At 38.0% G+C, this 22,758-nt stretch carries 28 protein-coding genes; 19 read left to right on the plus strand and 9 right to left on the minus strand.

Annotated elements, in window-relative coordinates; translation table 11 throughout:
* Nucleotides 1-6 precede the first annotated feature (6 nt).
* From EW15_RS02955 to EW15_RS02965, 3 genes are read left to right on the plus strand one after another with little or no spacing between them, the layout of a single operon-like run.
* Entirely contained in the window at nt 7-1,047 is a 1,041-nt protein-coding gene (locus EW15_RS02955; protein WP_038651738.1) for a long-chain acyl-[acyl-carrier-protein] reductase, read from the plus strand.
* Nucleotides 1,048-1,066: 19 nt separating this feature from the next.
* Nucleotides 1,067-2,056, plus strand: coding sequence for an acetyl-CoA carboxylase carboxyltransferase subunit alpha (locus EW15_RS02960; protein WP_038655093.1), 990 nt, complete (start codon nt 1,067-1,069; stop codon nt 2,054-2,056).
* 26 nt (nt 2,057-2,082) lie between these two features.
* The gene (locus EW15_RS02965; protein ID WP_038655095.1) at nt 2,083-2,790 is read left to right on the plus strand and encodes an SDR family oxidoreductase; all 708 of its coding nucleotides are present in this window, start codon (nt 2,083-2,085) and stop codon (nt 2,788-2,790) included.
* Here the strand turns inward: EW15_RS02965 and EW15_RS02970 are convergent.
* Complete coding sequence (locus tag EW15_RS02970; protein ID WP_038651742.1) at nt 2,764-3,462, minus strand: phosphoribosylanthranilate isomerase; 699 nt, start codon at nt 3,460-3,462, stop codon at nt 2,764-2,766. The genes EW15_RS02965 and EW15_RS02970 overlap by 27 nt on opposite strands.
* A 63-nt stretch (nt 3,463-3,525) precedes the next feature.
* Between EW15_RS02970 and EW15_RS02975 the strand changes: the two genes are divergently transcribed.
* A complete protein-coding gene (locus EW15_RS02975; protein WP_038655096.1) occupies nt 3,526-4,764 on the plus strand; it encodes a site-2 protease family protein in 1,239 nt (412 codons plus the stop codon).
* Here EW15_RS02975 and EW15_RS02980 read toward each other — a convergent pair.
* Entirely contained in the window at nt 4,758-5,507 is a 750-nt protein-coding gene (locus EW15_RS02980) for a lipoate--protein ligase family protein (RefSeq protein WP_038651745.1), read from the minus strand. The two genes, EW15_RS02975 and EW15_RS02980, sit on opposite strands and share 7 nt — an antisense overlap.
* Before the next feature lie 157 nt (nt 5,508-5,664).
* Here EW15_RS02980 and EW15_RS02985 point away from each other — a divergent pair, with 157 nt between their 5' ends.
* Together EW15_RS02985 and EW15_RS02990 are read left to right on the plus strand one after the other, a co-directional pair.
* The gene (locus tag EW15_RS02985) at nt 5,665-6,069 is read left to right on the plus strand and encodes a hypothetical protein (RefSeq protein ID WP_038655098.1); all 405 of its coding nucleotides are present in this window, start codon (nt 5,665-5,667) and stop codon (nt 6,067-6,069) included.
* A gap of 68 nt (nt 6,070-6,137) precedes the next feature.
* Entirely contained in the window at nt 6,138-7,151 is a 1,014-nt protein-coding gene (locus EW15_RS02990; RefSeq protein ID WP_038651748.1) for a protochlorophyllide reductase, read from the plus strand.
* Between the two features lie 16 nt (nt 7,152-7,167).
* Here EW15_RS02990 and bchL read toward each other — a convergent pair whose 3' ends face one another.
* The gene (gene bchL, locus EW15_RS02995; RefSeq protein WP_011294504.1) at nt 7,168-8,058 is read right to left on the minus strand and encodes a ferredoxin:protochlorophyllide reductase (ATP-dependent) iron-sulfur ATP-binding protein; all 891 of its coding nucleotides are present in this window, start codon (nt 8,056-8,058) and stop codon (nt 7,168-7,170) included.
* 152 nt (nt 8,059-8,210) lie between these two features.
* On the opposite strand from bchL, the gene EW15_RS11545 reads away from it, so the two are divergent.
* The 3 genes from EW15_RS11545 (at nt 8,211) to EW15_RS03005 (ending at nt 11,254) form a co-directional block, all read left to right on the plus strand.
* A complete protein-coding gene (locus EW15_RS11545) occupies nt 8,211-8,333 on the plus strand; it encodes a hypothetical protein (protein WP_255327230.1) in 123 nt (40 codons plus the stop codon).
* Nucleotides 8,334-8,415: 82 nt separating this feature from the next.
* Nucleotides 8,416-9,672, plus strand: a complete 1,257-nt coding sequence (locus EW15_RS03000) for a ferredoxin:protochlorophyllide reductase (ATP-dependent) subunit N (RefSeq protein WP_038651752.1) — start codon at nt 8,416-8,418, stop codon at nt 9,670-9,672.
* Nucleotides 9,673-9,676: 4 nt separating this feature from the next.
* Nucleotides 9,677-11,254, plus strand: a complete 1,578-nt coding sequence (locus tag EW15_RS03005; RefSeq protein WP_038651755.1) for a ferredoxin:protochlorophyllide reductase (ATP-dependent) subunit B — start codon at nt 9,677-9,679, stop codon at nt 11,252-11,254.
* 11 nt (nt 11,255-11,265) lie between these two features.
* Here the strand turns inward: EW15_RS03005 and EW15_RS03010 are convergent, their stop codons facing one another.
* Nucleotides 11,266-11,631, minus strand: a complete 366-nt coding sequence (locus tag EW15_RS03010; protein WP_038651760.1) for a hypothetical protein — start codon at nt 11,629-11,631, stop codon at nt 11,266-11,268.
* Nucleotides 11,632-11,732: 101 nt separating this feature from the next.
* On the opposite strand from EW15_RS03010, the gene EW15_RS03015 reads away from it, so the two are divergent.
* Nucleotides 11,733-12,509: a microcompartment protein gene (locus tag EW15_RS03015; protein ID WP_038651762.1), complete on the plus strand. Its 777-nt coding sequence runs from the start codon at nt 11,733-11,735 to the stop codon at nt 12,507-12,509.
* Here EW15_RS03015 and EW15_RS03020 read toward each other — a convergent pair.
* The gene (locus EW15_RS03020) at nt 12,506-13,096 is read right to left on the minus strand and encodes a non-canonical purine NTP pyrophosphatase (RefSeq protein ID WP_038651765.1); all 591 of its coding nucleotides are present in this window, start codon (nt 13,094-13,096) and stop codon (nt 12,506-12,508) included. The two genes, EW15_RS03015 and EW15_RS03020, sit on opposite strands and share 4 nt — an antisense overlap.
* Before the next feature lie 160 nt (nt 13,097-13,256).
* A complete protein-coding gene (locus tag EW15_RS10775) occupies nt 13,257-13,454 on the minus strand; it encodes a hypothetical protein (protein ID WP_156095728.1) in 198 nt (65 codons plus the stop codon).
* Between EW15_RS10775 and EW15_RS03025 the strand changes: the two genes are divergently transcribed.
* The 9 genes from EW15_RS03025 to EW15_RS03065 all read left to right on the plus strand — a co-directional run bounded on the left by EW15_RS03025 (nt 13,453) and on the right by EW15_RS03065 (nt 21,208).
* Complete coding sequence (locus EW15_RS03025; protein ID WP_011130577.1) at nt 13,453-13,764, plus strand: BMC domain-containing protein; 312 nt, start codon at nt 13,453-13,455, stop codon at nt 13,762-13,764. The two genes, EW15_RS10775 and EW15_RS03025, sit on opposite strands and share 2 nt — an antisense overlap.
* A 73-nt stretch (nt 13,765-13,837) precedes the next feature.
* Nucleotides 13,838-15,250, plus strand: coding sequence for a form I ribulose bisphosphate carboxylase large subunit (locus tag EW15_RS03030; RefSeq protein WP_011294510.1), 1,413 nt, complete (start codon nt 13,838-13,840; stop codon nt 15,248-15,250).
* Between the two features lie 100 nt (nt 15,251-15,350).
* On the plus strand, nt 15,351-15,692 hold the full coding sequence (locus EW15_RS03035) for a ribulose bisphosphate carboxylase small subunit (protein WP_011294511.1): 342 nt from the start codon (nt 15,351-15,353) through the stop codon (nt 15,690-15,692).
* A 98-nt stretch (nt 15,693-15,790) separates the two neighbouring features.
* Complete coding sequence (locus EW15_RS03040; RefSeq protein ID WP_038651773.1) at nt 15,791-18,178, plus strand: CsoS2 family carboxysome shell protein; 2,388 nt, start codon at nt 15,791-15,793, stop codon at nt 18,176-18,178.
* Between the two features lie 7 nt (nt 18,179-18,185).
* The gene (locus tag EW15_RS03045) at nt 18,186-19,745 is read left to right on the plus strand and encodes a carboxysome shell carbonic anhydrase (RefSeq protein WP_038651776.1); all 1,560 of its coding nucleotides are present in this window, start codon (nt 18,186-18,188) and stop codon (nt 19,743-19,745) included.
* 1 nt (nt 19,746) lies between these two features.
* Nucleotides 19,747-20,022: a carboxysome peptide A gene (locus EW15_RS03050; RefSeq protein ID WP_011294514.1), complete on the plus strand. Its 276-nt coding sequence runs from the start codon at nt 19,747-19,749 to the stop codon at nt 20,020-20,022.
* Nucleotides 20,022-20,273 (plus strand): carboxysome peptide B, encoded by a 252-nt coding sequence (locus tag EW15_RS03055; protein WP_038651780.1) that lies wholly within the window; start codon nt 20,022-20,024, stop codon nt 20,271-20,273. Before EW15_RS03050 ends, EW15_RS03055 begins: the two co-directional genes overlap by 1 nt.
* A 47-nt stretch (nt 20,274-20,320) precedes the next feature.
* Nucleotides 20,321-20,869: a BMC domain-containing protein gene (locus EW15_RS11655; RefSeq protein WP_038651783.1), complete on the plus strand. Its 549-nt coding sequence runs from the start codon at nt 20,321-20,323 to the stop codon at nt 20,867-20,869.
* Between the two features lie 75 nt (nt 20,870-20,944).
* Nucleotides 20,945-21,208, plus strand: a complete 264-nt coding sequence (locus tag EW15_RS03065) for a 4a-hydroxytetrahydrobiopterin dehydratase (RefSeq protein ID WP_038651786.1) — start codon at nt 20,945-20,947, stop codon at nt 21,206-21,208.
* Here EW15_RS03065 and EW15_RS03070 read toward each other — a convergent pair.
* The 3 genes from EW15_RS03070 to gloB form a co-directional block, all read right to left on the minus strand.
* On the minus strand, nt 21,205-21,435 hold the full coding sequence (locus tag EW15_RS03070) for a DUF3136 domain-containing protein (RefSeq protein ID WP_011294518.1): 231 nt from the start codon (nt 21,433-21,435) through the stop codon (nt 21,205-21,207). The two genes, EW15_RS03065 and EW15_RS03070, sit on opposite strands and share 4 nt — an antisense overlap.
* Nucleotides 21,436-21,522: 87 nt before the next feature.
* Nucleotides 21,523-21,930 carry a RidA family protein gene (locus tag EW15_RS03075; protein ID WP_038651789.1) on the minus strand — a complete coding sequence of 136 codons (408 nt, stop codon included), beginning with the start codon at nt 21,928-21,930 and terminating at the stop codon, nt 21,523-21,525.
* Between the two features lie 45 nt (nt 21,931-21,975).
* Nucleotides 21,976-22,731, minus strand: coding sequence for a hydroxyacylglutathione hydrolase (gene gloB, locus EW15_RS03080; protein ID WP_038655100.1), 756 nt, complete (start codon nt 22,729-22,731; stop codon nt 21,976-21,978).
* Nucleotides 22,732-22,758: the final 27 nt, after the last annotated feature.

The raw sequence follows: 22,758 nt of genomic DNA on the forward strand, positions 1-22,758 counted from the left end.
TGCCAAATGTTTGGGCTAATCGGACACTCAACAAGTTTTGAAGATGCCAAGAGAAAGGCATTGGGCTTGGGGTTTGACCATATTGCTGAAGGAGATTTGGACGTATGGTGCACTGCCCCTCCTCAGTTAGTAGAGCACGTAAAGGTTGTAAGTGCGATTGGAAAGACTATTGAGGGGGCTTATATAGACTCATGCTTTGTTCCTGAGATGCTAAGTCGCTTCAAAACAGCAAGAAGAAAAGTTCTCAATGCAATGGAGTTAGCTCAAAAGAAAGGGATTAACATCACCGCTTTAGGTGGATTTACATCAATAATTTTTGAGAATTTTAATTTGCTTCAAAATCAACAAGTTAGAAATACGACTCTTGATTGGCAAAGATTCACAACTGGTAATACCCATACAGCTTGGGTGATTTGTAGACAGTTAGAGCAAAATGCACCTCGAATAGGAATTGATTTGAGCAAATCAAAAGTAGCTGTTGTGGGTGCTACTGGTGACATTGGCAGCGCTGTTTGTAGGTGGCTCACTAATCGAACCGGTGTTTCTGAACTTCTTTTAGTGGCTAGACAGCAAAAGCCTTTAATTGAACTTCAATCTCAACTTGGAGGGGGGAGAATTCTTAGCCTTGATGAGGCTTTACCTGAAGCGGATATTGTGATTTGGGTTGCAAGCATGCCAAAAACCCTTGAAATTGACCCCTCCAAAATTAAAAGACCCTGCTTAATGATTGATGGAGGATATCCTAAGAATTTGGGTGAGAAGTTTTCTGGACCTGGTATACATGTCTTAAAAGGCGGAGTAGTTCAATTTTTTAAAGATATAGGTTGGAGCATGATGGAATTGGCTGAGATGGAAAATCCTAAAAGAGAAATGTTTGCTTGTTTTGCTGAGGCAATGATTCTTGAATTTGAAAATTGTCACACCAATTTCAGTTGGGGGAGGAATAATATTTCGTTGGAAAAGATGGATTTTATTGGCAAGGCTTCTGAAAGACATGGGTTTTCTGCTGTTGGTTTAAAATCAAATATTCAGACATTAACCGTCTGAGTTTTTGGTTGCTTTTTTTATGGCTAGACGTTTTCTCCTCGAATTTGAAAAACCTCTTGTTGAATTAGAGAATCAGATTGATCAAATCAGAGAATTAGCAAGAGATTCAGAGGTTGATGTAAGTCAGCAACTTTTGCAATTAGAGACCCTTGCAGCAAGAAGGCGAGATGAAATATTTAATTCACTAACACCCGCTCAAAAGATTCAAGTAGCTAGACACCCCCAAAGGCCTAGCACACTGGATTACATTCAGATGTTTTGTGATGACTGGGTTGAATTACACGGAGACAGGAACGGAACTGATGATCAAGCTCTCATAGGAGGTTTAGCTCGAATAGGTGAAAAATCTGTCCTCATAATTGGCCAACAAAAAGGTAGAGATACAAAAGAGAATGTTGCAAGAAACTTTGGTATGGCAAAGCCAGGAGGGTACAGAAAGGCTTTGAGGCTAATGGATCATGCTGATCGATTCAGACTGCCAATAATCTCTTTTATAGATACTCCTGGAGCTTATGCAGGTCTCATAGCAGAAGAGCAAGGCCAAGGAGAAGCAATCGCAGTGAATTTACGTGAAATGTTTAGATTTAAAGTTCCCATAATTGCAACTGTAATTGGAGAAGGTGGCTCTGGTGGCGCTCTGGGGATAGGTGTCGCAGACAGGTTGCTCATGTTTGAACATAGTGTCTATACAGTTGCAAGCCCAGAAGCCTGTGCTTCGATTTTATGGAGGGATGCTGGCAAGGCTCCTGAAGCAGCATCAGCCTTAAAAATTACTGGACCTGATCTTATGAAGTTAGGTATTGTTGACGAGGTATTAAAAGAGCCTTCTGGGGGCAATAATTGGGCCCCGCTTCAGGCTGGAGATACTTTGAAAAATGCCCTTGAGAAGCATTTATCAGAATTATTGGCTTTATCCCCTGATGAATTAAGAGACAATAGATATTCCAAATTTAGAAAAATGGGAAAATATTTGGAATCTCAGTCTATCGAAAGTGAAATTTCAGTTTAGAGTTTTAGTGTTTGCTTTTAACTTTCTTGTCAACAGTATTAATTACAGGTGCTTCTAGAGGAATTGGGAGAGCAACTGCTATGGCTTTTGCTAATTCTGGGTGGGATTTACTACTTTTAGCCAGGTCTGAAGATGATCTACAAGGACTTGTCGAAGAAATTGATAACAAAAAAGTTAAGGTCTTCTACCAATCTATTGATCTAAGTAATCCCAAAATTATATCTAAGGGAATAGCTGAATTAATGAATAATGGTTTGATTCCATCAGTTTTAATAAATAATGCTGGAGTTGCTTGGACTGGAGATCTTTTATCCATGCCACTTGAAAAATGGGAATGGATCATGCAAATGAATCTCACCAGTATCTTTCAGGTTTGCTCTGAGACGGTTCCTTTAATGAGAAAAAAAGGAGGATTAGTTATCAACGTTAGTAGTCATGCTTCTAGAAATGCTTTTCCTCAATGGGGAGCTTACTGTGTTTCCAAAGCAGCTTTAGCAAGTTTTACCAAATGCTTAGCAGAAGAAGAGCGTAAGCATTTCATACGAGCATGCACACTTACTCTTGGATCAGTAAATTCATCTCTTTGGGATTCTGATACCGTTGGGATGCAATTTGATAGAGATTCGATGCTTTCAGTTGATCAAGTTGCCTCTGAACTCTTACATCTTGCTAGTCAACCAATTAATCAAACTATTGAGGATATAACTTTAATGCCATCTGGAGGAGTGTTTTAAGTTTCCCCCCCTTATTTCATGAACAAGAGATTCAACTTTCTTAATATCTTTAATACCTGGAGATATTTCTAGTCGACTGGATGCATCAATTCCATCAGGTCTAAGTTTAGAAAAAATTTCAGGAATTATTTCAGCAGATATTCCACCAGCTAAGATCCAAGGAACTTTAAAAGTTTTATTAAGTAGTAATTCTACTGGGACTCTATTCCCAGTGCCTCCAAGTGACTTATCATCCCAAGCATCTATAAGAATAGCATCTATATTCTTTTCATATTGCTGTGTTTTTTCTAAATCATTAATAGATTTTAACCTGAAGGCTTTCCATAATTTAATTTTGGGAAATTTATTCTTTAATTCACGACAATAATCAACTGATTCATTTCCATGCAATTGGATTACTGATGGTGGAGTTGATCTGTTATTTATACATTTAACCTCCTCTAATTTTTCATTTGCTATTACTAATACTTTCTCAATACTTGAAGAAACTTTTGCTACTTCATTAAAAATTTTTATACATTCTTCTTCTGGTACAAAACGAGGTGAATTTTTTACGCCAATAACTCCAATAGCATTTATTTTGAATTCCGCTATGGATCGTGCTTGTGAAGTCTTTGTTAGTCCACAAATTTTTATTGCTGTTGATTTTTTAGAAGAAGATTTTCTGATCATTATCCGAACTTTTATTAGGATTGATTGAAATAGATTTTATTGAGAGCTTGGAGGAATTTAAATTTGGGTAGTTGGGAAGTTATGAAAATCAGAGGCATCCCTTTAAGGATCCATCCAAGTTGGTTTTTGGTTTTCTTGTATTTTACTGTGTCGGCTAGAGATCAGTTCGAGACGGTTTTTGATGGTCAAGTATCTATTTGGAATGGATGGGTGATAGGTGCTTTTACTGCTTCTCTTTTATTTTTATCTGTTTTATTGCATGAATTGGCTCATTCTTTTGTAGCAATTGGGGAGGGCTTAAAAGTTAGAGACATAACACTTTTTTTTCTTGGAGGTATGGCAAATCTTGAAAAAGAATGCCCGACTTCAAAAGGAAGTTTGAAAATTGCAATTTCAGGTCCCGTTGTTAGTCTTTTATTAGCTTTTTTAATGATTTTATTAAGTAATAAGTTATCAGTATCAAATTTAATTCTCTCTAATTTACTTAAGCAGGTTGGTAGCCTAAATTTTTTGATAGGCGTATTTAATTTACTTCCGATAATGCCTCTTGATGGTGGCGTAATATTAAAATCTTTAATTTGGCATTTTACAGGGAGTAAAAGAGCAGGGATTAAAGTGGCTATTACCTCTGCCAGATTAATTTCTTTTATTGCTATTTTCATTGGTATTTTAAGTTTACTTAGGGGTAACTTATATTTCGCAATTTGCTTTTCTATTATTGGTTTATTTGTTTTTTCTTCATCTAAATCACAGAGCCAAATTATTCAAATACAAAATATTTTGTCTGAAGTATATGTAAATCAGGTTTATAGTCGTTCATTCAGGGTCCTTGAGGATGATTTACCTGTCAAAGTTTTATCTAAATTTAATTCATTGAATAATAATAATCGTTTCAATGAAGAATGGATACTCATTTGTAGAGAAGGGAGATGGGTCGGTTATGTTAATGAAAAAATATTGAAGAATATTTCTGTGCAGAACTGGGATAAAAGATTTCTTTATGAGTTCTTATTACCAATAAATGAATTGCCATCTATTAGTGAAAACGAATTATTATGGAAAGCAATAATAAAAATAGAAAAAACTAAAAACGGAAGACTACTTGTTCTTTCAGTTTGTGGTCTTCCTCTTGGCACTTTAGATAGAGTAGATATCGCTAAAGCATTACTTAAAAAAATCGGATTAAATATTCCAGATCAATTTATTAAAATTGCTAGAAAAGAGAATATTTATCCACTAGGATTGAATCTACTTGATATTGCACAATCAATGGTTTCGAATGATTTAAAAGAGGATCAATAATTATTTATTCCTTTAAATTTATTTATAGTAAAATGTTTTATTATTTCTTTTTCTTTTTGATCTAATTTATAATAAGAGATCTTTGAATTGGGCCATGTTTGGCCTAACGATTCTTTTAGAAAATTTATAATTTTATCTTTATCTTTAATTTCATTTTTTATCTTTGGTGGATCTGCGTTGAAAACTTTTTTCCATAATTCTTTTGAAGGTTCCATTAAGATTTCTCCATGCTGAAGTAAATGTCCCTTTCTCCAATACTGAGCACTTCCAATATGTTTGTTTTTATCTTTATCAACTAGGTCAGCTAATGTTGAAGTCGAAAAACAATTGCTATTAGATATATTCACTGGCTGATTCCCAAAAAACAGATCCACTCCAGCTTTTTTAAAACCATCTTTTAACCATTGAGTTGTCTTTAAATATGATTCTTTTTTATTTCTTGGTGGATATTTCCATATAAGAGCGTAAGTTAGTCCTCTGCTATGAAGAACAGCTTTCCCTCCACTAGGTCTTCTTACAATTTTTAACTGTTCATTTTTTAAAAGTTCAATCCATGTTTTTGGCAGTTCTTTTTGGTTGTTCCCAATCGATAGCCAGTCTCCCTCCCACGTATAAAAACGTACTGCCATGTTGAAATTGTGGTCAGTAAATGACTTCTCTAATAGGAAGAGATCGATTGCCATTTGCTCTGGTCCACTTAATTCAAGAGGATTTAAATAAAGGACTTCTTCTAGATTATTCATTTTATTTTTTAGTTATTCGTCATAAAAACGTTGGGTATTGATACCACCCATATTTATTTTCTTTTTTGAATTTATAAATGCATTGAAAGAAGTCAAATAATTGATTCCATTTTTAATTAAGTTACCATGAAAAAAATTGGCAAATTTTAATTTAATTTTGGGACAACCTCAGCGAATTGAAGAGCCGTTCAGAAGGAAACGTTTAAAAAAAATTAATAAAAGCAATCCTTCTGTAAATAAAAAAATAGATGCTTTCACTCAAGTTTCTGAATTTCAGAAAGAAGAAGTTAGGCGGGAGCTTTTATATAGCCATGTGGGATTAATTTTGAAGCTTGGATTATTTATTGTATTTGCAACCAGCCTCGTGAACTTAGGACTTGCTTCTCATCAACGTGTGAATAGAAATCTAGAGTTGTCATATCTATTAGAAAAAGAATCAAAAAAACTTCACAACTTAAGACTACGTTTTGATGAAATGTTTACTAATGGTGGAGAACAACGTTTCTTTAAAGAGCAAGATCAGTGGATTACTCCAAATAGTGTCAGAGTTATCTGGCGATGATTAACTTTGCTTCTCTGAGGTTTAGATTTGTGTTTGAAAATTGATTAAAATAGTTTTTATTAAGGAATATGGCTCTAGTACAAGCGGCACCAGGAACTGTATTAATTACTGGAACAACATCAGGAGTTGGGTTGTATGCAACAAAGTCTTTGGTAGAGAGGGGTTGGAGAGTTATTACCGCAAATAGATGTTCTGTGAGAGCTGAAGCTTCAGCATCCGCAGTTGGATTGCCTACCAATAGTCCAAGACAACTTAAACATATACAAATTGATCTTGGCGACTTGGATAGCGTACGTAATGGGGCTAAAAGTCTTTTACAGGATTTGGAAAAGCCATTGGATGCTTTAGTTTGTAATGCTGCTGTATATCTTCCGCGTTTAAAAAAGCCTTTGAGATCTCCACAGGGATATGAAATATCAATGGCAACAAATCATTTTGGGCATTTTTTATTAATTCAGATGCTATTGGAAAATCTTAGTAAGTCTTCAAGACCAGTCTGGAAGGGAAGATCTTGGGGGGTTGAATCATCGAGGGTGGTTATTTTAGGAACCGTAACAGCTAACAATAAAGAACTTGGAGGAAAAATACCAATACCTGCGCCTGCTGATCTAGGAAATTTATCTGGTTTTGAAGAAGGTTTTTGCGACCCCATATCAATGGCTAGTGGTAAACGTTTTAAACCAGGCAAAGCCTATAAAGATAGTAAGTTATGCAATATGATTACAACCCAAGAATTACATAGACGATTTAATTCTTCTCCAATTCTTTTTAGCTCTCTATATCCCGGATGTGTAGCTAATACAAGATTATTTAGAAACACTCCTAAACTGTTTCAGTGGTTGTTCCCATGGTTTCAGAAATTAATAACAGGAGGTTTCGTAAGTGAAGCACTGGCTGGAGATAGAGTAGCCCAAGTCGTTTCAGACCCTCAATTTGCTATTTCTGGCGTTCATTGGAGTTGGGGTAATAGACAACGCAAGGATAGACAACAATTTTCACAAGAATTGTCGGATCGAGTGACTGATCCAGTGACCTCTAGAAAAGTTTGGGAATTGTCTATGCGATTAGTTGGGCTGAAATGATTCTTGAACTAGCTCTTTAATCAAAGCCCAAAAGATCAAATATTTCACGGTCTTTTAAGGGTTCGGCCTCTAATGGCTCAACGTTATCTATCATTTTCTGGGCTAATGAAAGATACTCATTTTGTACTTCCACTACGCCTTCTTCTTCCGAATCCATCTCGAAAATTGTGCACTTTTTTAGTCTTGATCTGCGTATTGCATCTACATTACGGAAATGAGCCATGGTCTTCAGACCTGTTCTTTCATTGAATTTCTCTATCTGATCTAATTCAGCAGATCGGTTTGCTATGACACCTCCTAGACGAACTTTGTAATTTTTTGCTTTAGCGTTTATTGCTGCGACGATGCGATTCATTGCGAAAATAGAATCAAAATCATTTGCGGTAACAATTAGACAATAATTTGCGTGTTGCAATGGAGCTGCGAAGCCACCGCATACAACGTCACCAAGAACGTCAAATATAACTACATCAGTATCTTCTAAAAGATGATGCTCTTTTAATAGCTTGACCGTTTGACCTGTGACATAACCCCCACAGCCTGTTCCCGCTGGTGGTCCACCACTCTCAACGCACATAACACCATTGAAACCTTTAAACATAAAGTCTTCAGGTCTTAGTTCTTCACTATGAAAATCTACTTCTTCAAGAATATCTATGACGGTAGGCACCATTTTGTGAGTAAGGGTAAAAGTGCTGTCATGCTTTGGATCACAACCAATTTGAAGTACTTTCTTTCCAAGCTTTGAAAATGCGGCAGACAAATTAGAAGAAGTAGTTGATTTACCAATACCTCCTTTGCCATAAACAGCAATAACTAGGGCTCCTTCCTGAATTTGTGCTTTCGGGTCTTGTTTTACCTGAACGCTACCTTCACCGTCCTCCTTACGAGTTATTGTCGAAGTCATTAATCTTTTTCTTTCGAAAGGAATTGTTTATATTCTTGCAGGCAAATATCTCTTTAGGAAATGTTTGGAGAATTCGATACATTTGACATTAAAAATATATCTTCGAATGAAAACATATATGTATTGCGTCCCGTAGACACGTATTTATACTCATGTCATTAGCGTGCTTAGTAGATAAAGAATTGACCCTTAAAAGCGTTGTTGTCGTTAAAGGGTTGTTAGCTAGTGCAAATGCAAAAGTTACCGTAGTCAGACATTTGGTAACTAAAAAGTAACTAAATGCGAAAGAGATTAAGTGTTTGTTGACGGTTTACCCTTTTTAGATGCAGTTTGAATATATACATGTATTAAATCTCTATGAGCGGTGCAACGCTCCTTAAAGAATCTGGTCCAAAAGAAGTCTTTTGTGGGCTAACTTCTATCGTTTGGCTGCATAGAAGAATGCCTGATGCTTTCTTCCTTGTTGTGGGTTCTAGAACCTGTGCGCATTTAATTCAAAGTGCAGCAGGCGTAATGATCTTTGCCGAACCACGTTTTGGAACAGCTATTTTAGAAGAAAGAGATTTAGCTGGATTAGCTGATGCTCATGACGAGTTAAACCGAGTAGTTAAAAATCTTTTAGCAAGACGTCCAGAAATAAAAACTCTTTTTCTTGTTGGTTCTTGCCCAAGTGAAGTAATAAAAATAGATCTTTCAAGGGTTGCTGAAAACCTGAATATTGAACTTAAAGGTCAAGTAACAGTATTGAATTATTCGGGAAGTGGAATAGAAACAACTTTTACTCAAGGCGAAGACGGAGCATTAAAGGCTTTGATTCCATTGATGCCGAAGAGCGATCAAAAAAAATTACTTTTAGTTGGAACCCTTGCTAATGCTGTGGAGGATCGGTTAATAAGTATTTTTAATCGGCTTGGAATAGATAACGTAGAAAGTTTTCCTCCTAGACAATCAACAGAATTACCTTCTATTGGTCCTGAAACAAAAGTCCTTCTTACTCAGCCCTACTTAACTGATACGGCAAGAGAGCTAAAAAATAAAGGTGCTGAAATAATTGAGGCTCCCTTCCCTCTAGGTGTCACTGGAAGCACTTTGTGGATTCAGGCGGCTGCGAATTCATTTGGTATCGATAAATCAATTGTTGATTCAATATTAAATCCACTGATATCTAGAGCAAAGCAAGCTTTGGTACCTCATGTTGAAAAACTTTCTGGTAAGAAACTTTTTCTTTTGCCTGAATCTCAATTAGAAATTCCTTTAGCTAGATTTCTAAGTAATGAGTGTGGAATGAAGATTGTTGAAATAGGAACTCCTTATTTAAATAGAGATTTAATGAAAGCAGAGATAGACTTACTTCCTCCTGATTGTCGTATCGTCGAAGGACAACACGTAGAGAAACAGTTAGACAGAGTTAGAGATAGTTCACCAGATCTTGTCGTTTGTGGTATGGGACTAGCTAATCCACTTGAGGCAGAGGGGATATCAACTAAATGGTCAATTGAAATGGTTTTCAGCCCAATTCATGGGATTGATCAAGCTTCTGATCTAGCAGAATTGTTCTCAAGGCCACTTCTTAGACATGAAATTTTAAATCCTAAAACTCTTACATCAAATTAATCTCATGGAATTAACTCTCTGGACATACGAAGGACCTCCTCATATCGGAGCGATGAGGATCGCTACGTCTATGAAAAAATTACATTATGTTTTACATGCTCCTCAAGGGGATACTTACGCTGACCTTCTTTTCACGATGATTGAACGCCGCGGAAGTAGACCACCTGTAACTTATACAACTTTTCAAGCTAGAGATTTAGGAGGTGATACAGCAGAACTTGTAAAAGGACATATAAAAGAAGCCGTAGACAGATTTAAGCCAGAGACTCTGTTGGTAGGAGAAAGTTGTACGGCTGAATTAATTCAAGATCAGCCCGGATCACTAGCAAAAGGTATGGGGTTTGATATCCCTATTGTCAGCCTCGAATTACCTGCCTATAGCAAAAAGGAAAACTGGGGTGGATCTGAGACCTTTTATCAAATCGTAAGAACTTTACTCAAAGACCACTCGAATGAATCCAAACATACGTGGCAGGAAGAAAAAAGAAGACCGAGAGTAAATCTACTTGGCCCAACTTTGCTTGGCTTTAGATGTAGGGATGATGTTTTGGAAATACAAAAACTCCTTGGTCAGTACGGGATTGATGTCAATGTTGTAGCCCCTTTAGGAGCATCACCCGCAGATATAATGCGAATACCTAATGCTGATGTGAATGTTTGCCTTTATCCAGAGATAGCCGAATCAACTTGTATTTGGCTAGAAAGAAATTTAAATATTCCTTTTACTACAACAGTTCCTCTAGGTGTCGGTGCTACTCAGGATTTTCTTAAAGAATTACACGAAGTTTTAGAGATGGAAATCCCGCAATCAGTAAACGAATCTAATAATTCGAAATTAACTTGGTATTCGAATTCAGTGGATTCGAATTACTTAACAGGAAAAAGAGTCTTTATTTTCGGGGACGGAACACACGCCCTCGCTGCAGCAAGAATTGCTAATGAGGAGCTTGGTTTTAAAGTTGTGGGCTTAGGAACTTATAGCCGTGAAATGGCTAGGAAAGTTCGTCCAGCCGCTAAGGCCCTTGGTTTGGAAGCATTGATAACTAATGACTACTTGGAAGTAGAAGATGCGATAAAAGAAACATCTCCAGAGCTAGTCCTTGGTACACAAATGGAGCGACATAGTGCAAAAAGGCTTGGTATCCCATGCGCTGTAATAAGTACCCCAATGCATGTGCAGGATGTGCCTGCTCGGTATAGCCCTCAAATGGGTTGGGAGGGTGCAAATGTCATTTTTGATGACTGGGTCCATCCATTAATGATGGGACTTGAGGAACATTTAATTGGAATGTTCAAGCATGACTTTGAATTTGTTGACGGCCATCAAAGTCATTTAGGTCATTTAGGTGGAAAAGGAAATCAAAATTCTAATACAGAAGTTAAAACAAAAATTTCAAGTGACTCAAAAACTTCAAATGCGGAACCCATATGGACACATGAAGGTGAAAGGGAACTTTCGAAAATCCCATTTTTCGTTAGAGGTAAAGTAAGAAGAAATACAGAGAATTATGCACGCCAAGCCGGATGTAGGGAAATCAACGAAGAAACTCTTTATGACGCCAAGGCTCATTATAAAGCCTAAATTTGGACCTTCTAATTACGCCAATGAGAACTTTCTTGGCTTGATTTGATTAATCTCCAAACATTTCTTGATACCTTCTTAGCAATGAGACCACCTCTCTCAACTTTTGAGGAGCCTGGCCTAACGCCCAAAAGTTTTGATACTTCTGTAGTACTTAATGGGGCTCCTGTTTCTATAGCTAGAGAAGTTAGTTCAAGTCTTTGACGCAGCTCATACGTATCACATTTTTCGTCTTCTTTTAACCAATTCAAGTCGGCAATTCCTTTGTCAGACAATTTCTGCATAAGACTTAATGAGACTAAACCAAGCGCTTGCTCCGAATTGATTTCATCATTTGAGTCATTGTTTTTGGGATCCTTTGGCTGAGATAATGACATTCTTCAATCAGATCAATATGTATTGAATTTATCGGCTTAAATTCAGCATGCAAGTCTTAATTGCTAGCTAAAAAGACAATCTTTGAGGTAGTATCCCGCCCATGACAAGATTCGCCACATTTGAGAATAATGAAAGGCGAGTAAGTGCTAGCCAGAGAGTTACTGGTGCAGAAGTAAATGAATACATTACTGACGATCCAAAAAGAGTAATAACAACTGACTCGGAAAAATCATTAGTTGCTCGTCAAGCCAGTCATGTAAAGCAAATTGAATTAAGAACATATGTATTTCTAGATTCTTTGCAGCCTCAACTTGCGGCTTATATGGGAACTGCAAGTTCAGGATTTTTACCCATACCTGGTGATGCTTGTCTTTGGATGGAGGTCTCTCCTGGAATGGCTGTGCACAGGGTTACAGATATTGCCCTAAAGGCCAGCAATGTTCGCTTAGGTCAAATGATCGTTGAAAGGGCATTTGGATCGCTTGCTCTTTATCACCGAGATCAAAGCACAGTTCTTCATTCGGGTGATGTCGTCTTAGATGCCATTGGAAGCACAATTGATAGGAGAACTAATCCTCAAGTTACTTGGACGGAAGTTATTCGAGCTATTACTCCAGATCATGCTGTTTTGATCAATCGCCAAAATAGACGTGGATCAATGATTCAATCTGGTATGAGTATGTTCATTCTTGAGACTGAACCTGCTGGATATGTTTTGATGGCTGCAAACGAGGCAGAAAAGTCATCAAACATCACAATTGTCGACGTAAAAGGAGTTGGTGCTTTTGGAAGATTAACTTTGGCTGGAAAAGAGGGTGATGTTGAGGAGGCTGCTGCGGCCGCGATGAGATCTATTGATCAAATAAATAGAAATTAATTATTTTTAATTCCAATAGCGTTCAAAAGGTAAGGAGCTAATTCTCTGGCTGCTTTGCCTCTGCTTCCATGCTTTGATAATTGTGCATTATTTAATTCTCCATAAGTGCAATTAGTTTCGCGAACCCAAAATAATGATTCAAATTCTCCATTTGGATAGGCAGGTTTTTTCAGAATTTCACCCCAGCAAATTCCTATTGCATTCTTAATTATTTCTCCACTGTTACTGCAGAGCACCATTACGCTACAGACTTTTGCACTTCTGTAAGGACTGTCTCCAAGAGCAGTTAGAATCTTCTCAATCTTTTTTTCATTTGTGTCTGCAAGACGCGCAGAAAAAATACCGGGAGCATTACCGAGAGAATCAATTTCAAGTCCAGAATCATCTGCAATTGTCCAACTGTTAGTTAATTCTGCTGCTGCTTTCGCTTTCAATATTGCATTGTCCAAGTATGTGTTTCCTGTTTCTTCAACATCTAGAGAACTAGGTTGTTTTTTGACTTCAATTGGAAGCGGCCCAAGCATTGCCTCTATCTCAGCAACTTTCTTGGGATTACCACTAGCTATGGTTATTAGTGGCTTTTTCAATTCGATTATTCTAAATGGTTTTATATAGTCTTACAGGAAGAAGTCAAAAAAAATAGTAGATGAATTTTTTAGATGATTTTGAGACAGTTTTGGGCGAACATTCCAACCCTGACATAGCCAGGTCCCTGTCTCGTGAGTAAAAATAACTACATGGACTTGTTTACGCAATGCAATATGAGTAAGTCCTAACGATTGATCGAACAGCGTTACTCAACTGTCGTAGCAAGGGTGATAAGCTCAGCTTATGAATTGGGCTAGAAACTGTAATCAGCGCTATTAGAAAATCCCCTTGACTAAGTGCTCTTTGGCAAGCCATTGTCCCTCCTGAACATTCCATCCCTTTACTGAAATAGGACATGGCTAGCGAAACAATGGGTATTGCTCTCGGCATGATCGAGACACGCGGATTAGTACCAGCTATTGAAGCTGCTGACGCAATGACCAAGGCAGCAGAAGTGCGCTTGATTGGTCGTGAATTTGTTGGTGGTGGTTACGTAACAGTTTTAGTTCGCGGAGAAACTGGTGCTGTAAACGCAGCAGTTCGCGCAGGTGCAGACGCTTGCGAGCGTGTAGGTGACGGACTAGTTGCAGCTCACATCATTGCTCGTCCTCATCGTGAAGTTGAGCCAGCTTTGGGTAACGGTAACTTCTTAGGTCAGAAGGACTGATTTTTGACTAAGTCCTACGAGGAGAGGACTTTTCAGATTTTCAACCTTCTAAACTAATTAACAGGAGCTATCAATGGCTAAAAAGTATGATGCTGGAGTTAAGGAGTATAGAGATACTTACTTCACTCCTGATTACGTCCCCCTAGATACTGATCTACTTGCATGTTTTAAATGCACAGGTCAGGAAGGTGTACCAAAGGAAGAGGTTGCAGCAGCTGTTGCCGCCGAATCATCTACAGGTACATGGTCAACAGTTTGGTCAGAATTACTTGTAGATCTTGAATTCTACAAAGGCCGCTGTTACCGCATTGAAGATGTCCCTGGAGACAAGGATGCCTTCTATGCATTTATTGCCTATCCATTAGATCTTTTTGAAGAGGGATCTATAACTAACGTTTTGACATCACTTGTCGGAAACGTCTTTGGTTTTAAAGCCTTGCGTCATCTTCGACTTGAAGATATTCGCTTCCCAATGGCATTTATCAAGACTTGCGGCGGACCACCAAGTGGAATCGTAGTAGAACGTGATCGTCTTAATAAATACGGTCGTCCACTACTTGGTTGTACTATTAAGCCAAAGCTTGGTCTTTCAGGTAAAAACTACGGTCGTGTTGTTTACGAATGCCTTCGAGGCGGCCTTGACCTAACTAAAGATGATGAGAATATCAATTCTCAGCCATTCCAGCGTTGGAGAGAGCGTTTTGAATTTGTTGCTGAAGCTGTAAAGCTAGCTCAACAGGAAACTGGTGAAGTTAAAGGTCACTACCTGAATTGCACAGCAACTACCCCTGAAGAGATGTATAAGCGTGCTGAGTTCGCTAAAGAACTTGACATGCCAATCATCATGCATGACTACATCACTGGTGGTTTTACTGCTAATACAGGTCTTGCTAATTGGTGCCGTGAAAATGGCATGCTTCTTCATATTCACCGTGCTATGCATGCGGTTATTGACCGTCATCCTCAGCATGGTATTCACTTCAGAGTTCTTGCTAAGTGTTTGCGTCTATCCGGCGGAGATCAACTTCATACAGGAACAGTTGTTGGAAAATTAGAAGGAGACCGTCAAACAACGCTAGGCTATATCGATAATCTTCGTGAATCCTTTGTCCCCGAAGACCGTACTCGCGGTAACTTCTTTGATCAAGATTGGGGTTCTATGCCTGGTGTATTTGCTGTGGCATCTGGTGGTATTCATGTTTGGCATATGCCAGCATTGCTTGCAATCTTTGGAGATGATTCATGTCTCCAATTTGGAGGTGGTACTCATGGACACCCTTGGGGATCAGCTGCTGGTGCAGCCGCTAACCGAGTAGCTCTAGAGGCATGTGTGAAAGCGCGTAATGCAGGTAGAGAAATCGAAAAAGAAAGTCGCGATATCCTTCTAGAAGCCGCAAAGCATAGCCCTGAGTTGGCAATTGCTCTTGAGACATGGAAGGAGATTAAGTTCGAATTCGATACAGTCGATAAACTCGACGTTCAGTAGAAAAGATATAGAGGTGACATTATAAGTTGCCTCTAACTTTCTTAAATTCACTAGTCGATAACTAAATCGACTTTCACTCATTCACTAACTTAAGTTCACCATGCCTTTCCAGAGCACAGTAGGTGACTATCAAACAGTCGCCACCCTGGAAACATTCGGCTTCTTACCGCCGATGACCCAGGACGAAATCTACGATCAAATCGCTTATATCATTGCTCAGGGTTGGAGCCCAGTTATTGAGCATGTTCAGCCAAGTGGCTCAATGCAGACTTATTGGTCTTATTGGAAGTTACCTTTCTTTGGCGAGAAAGATTTAAATTTGGTTGTTAGCGAGTTAGAAGCTTGCCATAGAGCATATCCTGACCATCACGTTCGTATCGTTGGATATGACGCGTATACACAAAGTCAAGGTACTTGCTTTGTAGTTTTCCAAGGCCGCTAAATTAGTAGTCTTTTATAAATTAGCCCCGAAACATATTTGGGGCTAATAATTCTTTTGAGAATTAAAATTTTTTTTTACGATCTCTCCATTGGGTTGATATGGCAAAACAAACTAGTAGACAATTAGTTCTTGATCGCCGACAGGCTCTAAGTCAAGGAGGAAAGAATGCCTCTATTAAAGGCTCAACACCTAATAGGGTACGTTCCTCGAGCGATGCAAGAGCTACAAGAACTGATTCAACTTTTGTTAAGCCCCAAAATAATTTGGCAAATTCTAATAATTCTTCTCAGTCAAGTGCTAATAGCTTTCAATTAAGTACTCCTGGGAAATCAACTGGTTCAAGATCATATAATAAGAGGTCAGTAGCTAAACCAAGTCGCCAACTTGTTATCGCAAGAAGAGAAGCTTTATCTCGTAGAGGGAAATCGGCTGATAACACTAAAGATATAACTCGAGTTGATCTTGAGAGAAAAAAAGTTCAAAATGCTCCTTCTTATGATGCAAAAAATGCCGAACATTGTTGCCCAGAATGTGAGCAAAAAGCTAAAGAAGAGACTAGTAATACAACCCATAAACCAGAAATCAGTTTGAAATTGAATAAGAGAACTACTGATCACCGTTCAACTGTAAAAAGAAAAGCAATTACTAATTCAAGTAGAGCTTTTGTTTTGGCTAGGAGAGAAGCCTTGTCAAAACATGGTAAGTCTGCAGGGAAACAACCAACTACAGCTGCATCAGTTGCTCGACAAGGTAATCCAGATTTAACTACTAAGGAAATAGCTCAACGAGTTAGAGAACTTAAAAGTAAAACTGGTGCCACTGGATCAAAACGCACTTCAGTAACTCGTCCATGTGGTCCTAATAAGAATGGAGCTAAGCAAAATGCTAATGTTCCAGATGCTCATTGGAAGGTTGGTATAAGTGAGACTTCTACTGGACAAATTGTTACAGGTACTCAGGCGAATAGATCTCTTAAAACTACTGGTAATGAGGCAAGTACATGCCGTTCAATAACTGGTACTCAGTATTTAGGTTCAGAAGTCATTGATTCTTTCTGTAATGGATCAAATACGCCGATAAGTCAGCCTGCAAAAGTAGCAGTCACAAATACTAGTCATGGGAATCTTGTAACTGGTAACGAGGTTGGTAGGTCAGAGAAGGTTACTGGTGACGAACCTGGAACTTGTAAAAACCTTACTGGGACTGAATATATTTCTGCGAATCAATCTAATAATTTTTGCGGAGGAGTTAACCCTTCACCATCAAAAATTGGCTATAGCCAAACTATTGATGGTCAAAAAGTCAGTGGAACCATGACAGGAAGGTCGGCTTTGGTTACTGGAAATGAAGCAGGATCAAATAAAGGTTTAACTGGTGATCAGTATTTAGGTTCTGATCCACTACCTTCTGGTAGACCAGCAGAAAAGGTTGGCTCACTAACAACAATTCGTGGAAACGGTGTAACTGGTACTGATGTCTCGAGAAGAGAGAATGTTACTGGTAATGAGGCTGGTAGTTGCAAGAACGTGACTGGAGATGAGTATGTGGGTGCTGGGCAATATGATTCTTTTTGTGGAAGCAAGCCTGCTCCTGATCCAGCAAAAGTTGGCCTAAGTATTACGAATAAAACTCAATCTGTTAGTGGAACTATGACAGGTAGATCACCTCTCGTAACAGGAGATGAACCTGGTACTTGTAAAGCAGTAACAGGTACACCCTATGCAGGATTAGATCAGGCAAGTCAATGGTGTGACAATTCAGCTTCATCTGAGATAGAGGCTAGAACTCCTAGAAAAGTTGCTACTCCTGGAGCAAGATTGACTGGTCAGCAGCCTGGGATAGGAGGGAAAATGACAGGCGCGCACAAAGGTGCTTGTGAGCCTTTGACTGGGACTCCTTATATAGGAGGTGATCAATTGAGTGAGAATTGCGGTATTTCAAATATTCCCGAAGGTTATGCTCATCAAGAAAATATTGAAAAAGCAGCTGCATGGACAAGTTTCAGCGTGAAATCTCCAGCAAGGCAAGCTCATATACAAAATGAAATCAATACAGGTGTCACTGGTACGAGCTATGAAGATAGCTCAAGAATCACTGGCCCATTCGATATGGCTGCAAATAAAGTGACTGGTACTGAACAATTTCGCTTTGACAGAAAAACATCAAATTCTCAGAATAATAAAGTTGATCAAATAATTAATGAAGAATCTAAGCAACGCCCAACCTCACAAATAACAGGAGAAGGACAATCCGCAGGATTGAATATAACTGGTGATGATTGGGCTAGAGGAGAGCATGTTACTGGAACAGAAGGGGCATCTGCTAAGCGGAGAAATCCCTCTCGTCCAGGACCAATGAGTGCAATGAATGCAGCTGAATTAAAAAGAAACCAAGAGGTTCCCGAACCAGACTTCCTAATCACTGGTTCTAGTGGCAATACAAGGGATGGCCAATTGGTTACTTTCTCTGGTGGAGCAAGAGGTTAAATAGTCAATGGCCTATCGTAATTTGGCCAAGAAATCTCGTCGTGGGCCTACAGCTCCTATGAAGAGATTTGATGACCTAGAGACCCAGAACTTAAATTCTGGAGTTATTAAAACTATTAAGTCTTTTTCCGATGAAATAAAAACTATAAGCTCTTTATCTACTGATCATCCATTAACTAATTCTCAAGAAAATCAGAAGTTAAATCAATACGAAGATAAGGTTAAAGGTCGGTTTGATAATATTGTCCCTCTTTTAAAAAGAGTATCTAGTCTTCAAAATGATTTAAATTTTGTAGAAAGAGCTCAAACTTTATGTCATGCAGAATTAGGTTATGAATTGCCACTGCACATACTTGAAAAGGCTTGGGTTGGAAGTGTTGACATAAGTGCCTTGTTTGCATGGTGTGTTTTTCAATCACACCAATTGACGAGTAATGAATTTTTTGATTCAGATCCACTAGAGGGATCTGGAGACAGTCAAAATGCTAAATCTTTTCAGTCTTTCCTAAATAAATGTGGCTTTCATCTTTTAGATATAACTCCTTGTGCCGATGGTAGATTAGCTCATGCTATTTCTTATGCATTACGTATACCTTTTAGTTCTGTAAGGAGGCGTTCTCATGCAGGCGCACTATTTGATATTGAAAAAACAGTTAACCGTTGGGTTAAAACTGAACATAGTAGATATAGAGAGTCAATTCCTAATCCTGCAACTGAGACAACAAGATATTTAAAATCAGTAATCTATCATTTTAGTTCTGTTGACCCTACACACCAAGGATGTGCTGCTCATGGTAGTAATGATGAGTTAGCAGCATCAGAGGGCTTACAGCGATTATTAGATTTTAGGGAAGCCGTCGAAAATAGTTTTTGTTGTGGTGCATCAGTTGATTTGCTTTTAATTGGTATTGATACAGATACAGACGCGATAAGAGTTCATACGCCTTCGAAAACTAATGAAGTTGATTTGAAATCATGGGTTTGTGCAAATGAAATATACAAAGAAACTCAATTCCTAAATTCTGAAGAGGCTCTTCAAAAAATTCAAGAAAATGTCAAAAGTGTTTGTCCTGGAGAAACAGATCCGAATATGGTCACATTTATTACAAAGCTTATTTCAAATAATATATCTCAAATTGACTATGTGAAAAATTTTCACTCCGGAAGCTACCAAGATGCAGGTCATGCTGAGAGGTTTATTGGGGTAGGTATTGGTTTTAAAGAAGTTCATTTAAGGAATCTTACTTATTTTGCTCATTTGGAGACTGTTGAACAAGGAGCTCCTGATCTCGATGTCGGAGTGAAAATTTTTACAGGTCTCAATATCTCTAGGAATTTACCAATTCCTATTGTCATCCGCTTTGATTACTCAGGTAGTGTCCCTCATGCAAGAAATAGAGCATTATCTGATTGTCATAGAATTAACGAGGCTATTAAGTCTCGTTATCGAGGTTTAATAGATAATGGTTCACTTCACACATTTCTTACTATTCGAGATCGAGATAAAAAGACTCCTGCAGAAGTTGTAGGTTCTTCCCTTGATCCAGTCACTCAGGAGGCTCACTAAAATGCTTATTTGTAAAGTTCTCAAACCACTTGTCTCAACCAATCGTATTCCAGGCTTTGAACATAAGCATTTGCAGGTTGTGTTGGACGGCAGCTCAAAAAAAGTAGCTGTTGATGCTGTTGGATGTAAACCAGATGATTGGGTTATCTGTGTAGGAAGTTCTGCCGCTCGAGAAGCTGCTGGAAGCAAGTCTTATCCAAGTGATTTAACTATTGTTGGGATTATTGATCATTGGGATCCAGAGACACAACAACAGATTTCAGGAGGAGCAAAATAATGGAGATCATGCAAGTTATGGGACGCTTAGTTTGTACACAGAGAGTTGAAGGATTAGGACATATGCATTTAAGAATATTGTGTAATAACAAAGGTAAAAGACTCGTTGCTGTTGATCCTGTCGGAGCGAGAGAAGGTAATTGGGTTTTTACCGCAACAGGAACTGCAGCGAGGTGGGGATGCCCAGACCCTAATGTTCAAACCGATCTGACTATAGGTGGGATTATTGATCATTGGTCACCCGATGATTAGTTTGACCATGTATTCAAAAAAGCTCAATCCTATAAAATTATAAATTCATGCCTGCATCACAAAATCGTCAATCAAAAAGTAGTGATAAGGGTCTTAAACCTCAAGATCAAGTTGTTGATGTTACTCCTTTGAATTCAACTGCTCAATCACAAACTTCCCCTAAAGTAAAGTCTGAGCTAAATAAAAGTTCTTCTAATAATTTAAAAACTTCTACTTCTAAAAACTTATCCAATCGTTCTGTGGGTGGTGGATCATCTAAACCTCCAATTGGAAAAAATAAAGCTTTTCAAGCTAATTCAAATTTTGGAATAGCTTTAGGAATGATTGAAACTCGTGGCTTAGTACCAGCAATAGAAGCAGCAGATGCAATGACTAAGGCTGCTGAAGTTAATTTGATCGTTAAAGAACTCGTTGGAGGAGGATATGTAACAGTGATGGTTCGTGGTGAGACTGGTGCTGTAAATGCTTCAGTGAGAGCAGGTGCTGATGCCTGTGAGCGCGTTGGTGATGGATTAGTAGCTGCACATATCATTGCCCGACCTCATTATGAGATTGAGCCAGCATTGAGAGGAAGTGGAGCAACAAGGAGAAGTTAAGTAGTTTTTGATTTATAAATTATTTCTTCAATCAATTCACGATGTAGTAGTTTTTATAAAAGACAAGGTTTTTTCATGGAAGGGTGGAGGCAAAAAAAAAGACCAGAGTGTCTAGAAAAAAGATTCGAATTTAAATCTTATGAAAAAAATAGAGATTTTCTTGATGCACTAGGAGAATATTGCGAGAAGGTTAATCGCTTCCCCGATATAAGTTTTGGGAAGACTTATGCAAATATAACCATCAGGCCTGAAGAAAATAATGTAAAAGAGGAAATATCAAAAGGTGATCATGATTTCGCCAGAGCAATAGATTTTTTAAATAAAAAAGAAGAAAATTAATCTTCTTCTTTTGGTTGTTCTAGGTCTCTTTTGATTAATGCCATCAAGTAGGAGGGGGTTTTATATCTTCCTGGTAAGCAGCGATTTAGAGTCTCTAAGTGGCTCCAGCAAACAGTTCTTTGAATCTGATCAGCAGTACGTCCTTGTTGCAGAAGCCTCCTAAGTGCTTTGCAATAAAGAGGGTATCCTGCTTCTAATTCGCCAATGGTCAACTTGGCAGTGGACATTGTGTATTGCTAATCAATTATTAATTTAGTCAATAATGGGGCCACTTAGCAAAGTGGCAAGGCTCTATTTAGTCATAATGTTGTTTTTTACTTCTTGTTTCCTAACCAAGCTATGCAATCTATCTCAATCTTTCCTCCTTTAGGGAGCTTTGATACTTCAACGCATGCTCTTGCGGGGCTTAATGTTTTGTTGAAAGTTTCTGCATAAATTTCATTTACTTTTGCGAAATCATTTAAATCAGTTAAGTAGATGGTTGTTCTTATTACAGTTGAACTTTTTCCTCCAGCGGCTTCAACTACAGCCATTAAATTTTTTAGAACTTGTCTAGTTTCTTCTTCTATATTTCCATTCCCGACCATTACACCAGTTGAAGGGTCTAAAGCAATTTGTCCTGAGCAATATAAGTAGTTTTCTACCAAAATAGCTTGGTTGTAGGGACCAACGGGTTTAGGCGCAAATTTTGTTTCGATGGCCTCAATCGATGAACTTTTCATGAATGATTAGACTTTAATGAATAGATTTGATACACAAATCAGAATTTAACATTTCCATCTATCTTTGTGTTTTCTGAGCATTGTAAATTTCTCGACATTTTCTGCTATTAAAAATAAATTTGTTTTTCTTTCTTCTGAGAGTGTTGATGGGAGGCTAGACATTCCCTTTTGAAGTTTTTTTTGAATAAGCTTTAGTCTTTCGATGATAGAAATATTTCCAGGCTCTAATGATAGGGCCCATTTTAAGTTGCTTTCTGTATATTCATGAGCTGGGTATATTTCAGTATTTTCTGGAAGAGAATTAAGTTTATATAAACTTTCAAACATTTGAACAGGACTACCTTCTAGTAGACGACCACACCCCCCTCCAAATAGCGTATCTCCTGGGAATAGTATGTTACATTTAGCATTTTGTTTTGATATATAAAAAGCTATATGGTTGTCAGTGTGACCATGCACTTCGATAACTTTAATCTCACCATCCATTAAATTAAAAATATCATTATCGTCAACCGAAAATGTTTGAAAAGGTATTCTTTTATGTTCTTTTTTTGATGCAACTACCTTTGCATCTGGCCATGTTTTGATTAACTTTTGTGTTCCACCAATATGGTCATCATGATGATGTGTTTGAAGGATAGCTTTTAATGATAGGTTTTTTTCTAAAAGCCATTTTTCTACTGGGCCTGATATGGAGGGATCTACTACCACTGCATTGCAATTGTGGACCCATACCCATACGATATTGTCCTGTAAGACATTAATTGGGTGAATAGTGAAGTCGCTTTTTTCCCCTAACATTGTTTCTTTAGGTAATGGAGTAATTAG

Source organism: Prochlorococcus sp. MIT 0801 (assembly GCF_000757865.1).
In the GTDB taxonomy this organism is placed as follows: domain Bacteria; phylum Cyanobacteriota; class Cyanobacteriia; order PCC-6307; family Cyanobiaceae; genus Prochlorococcus_B.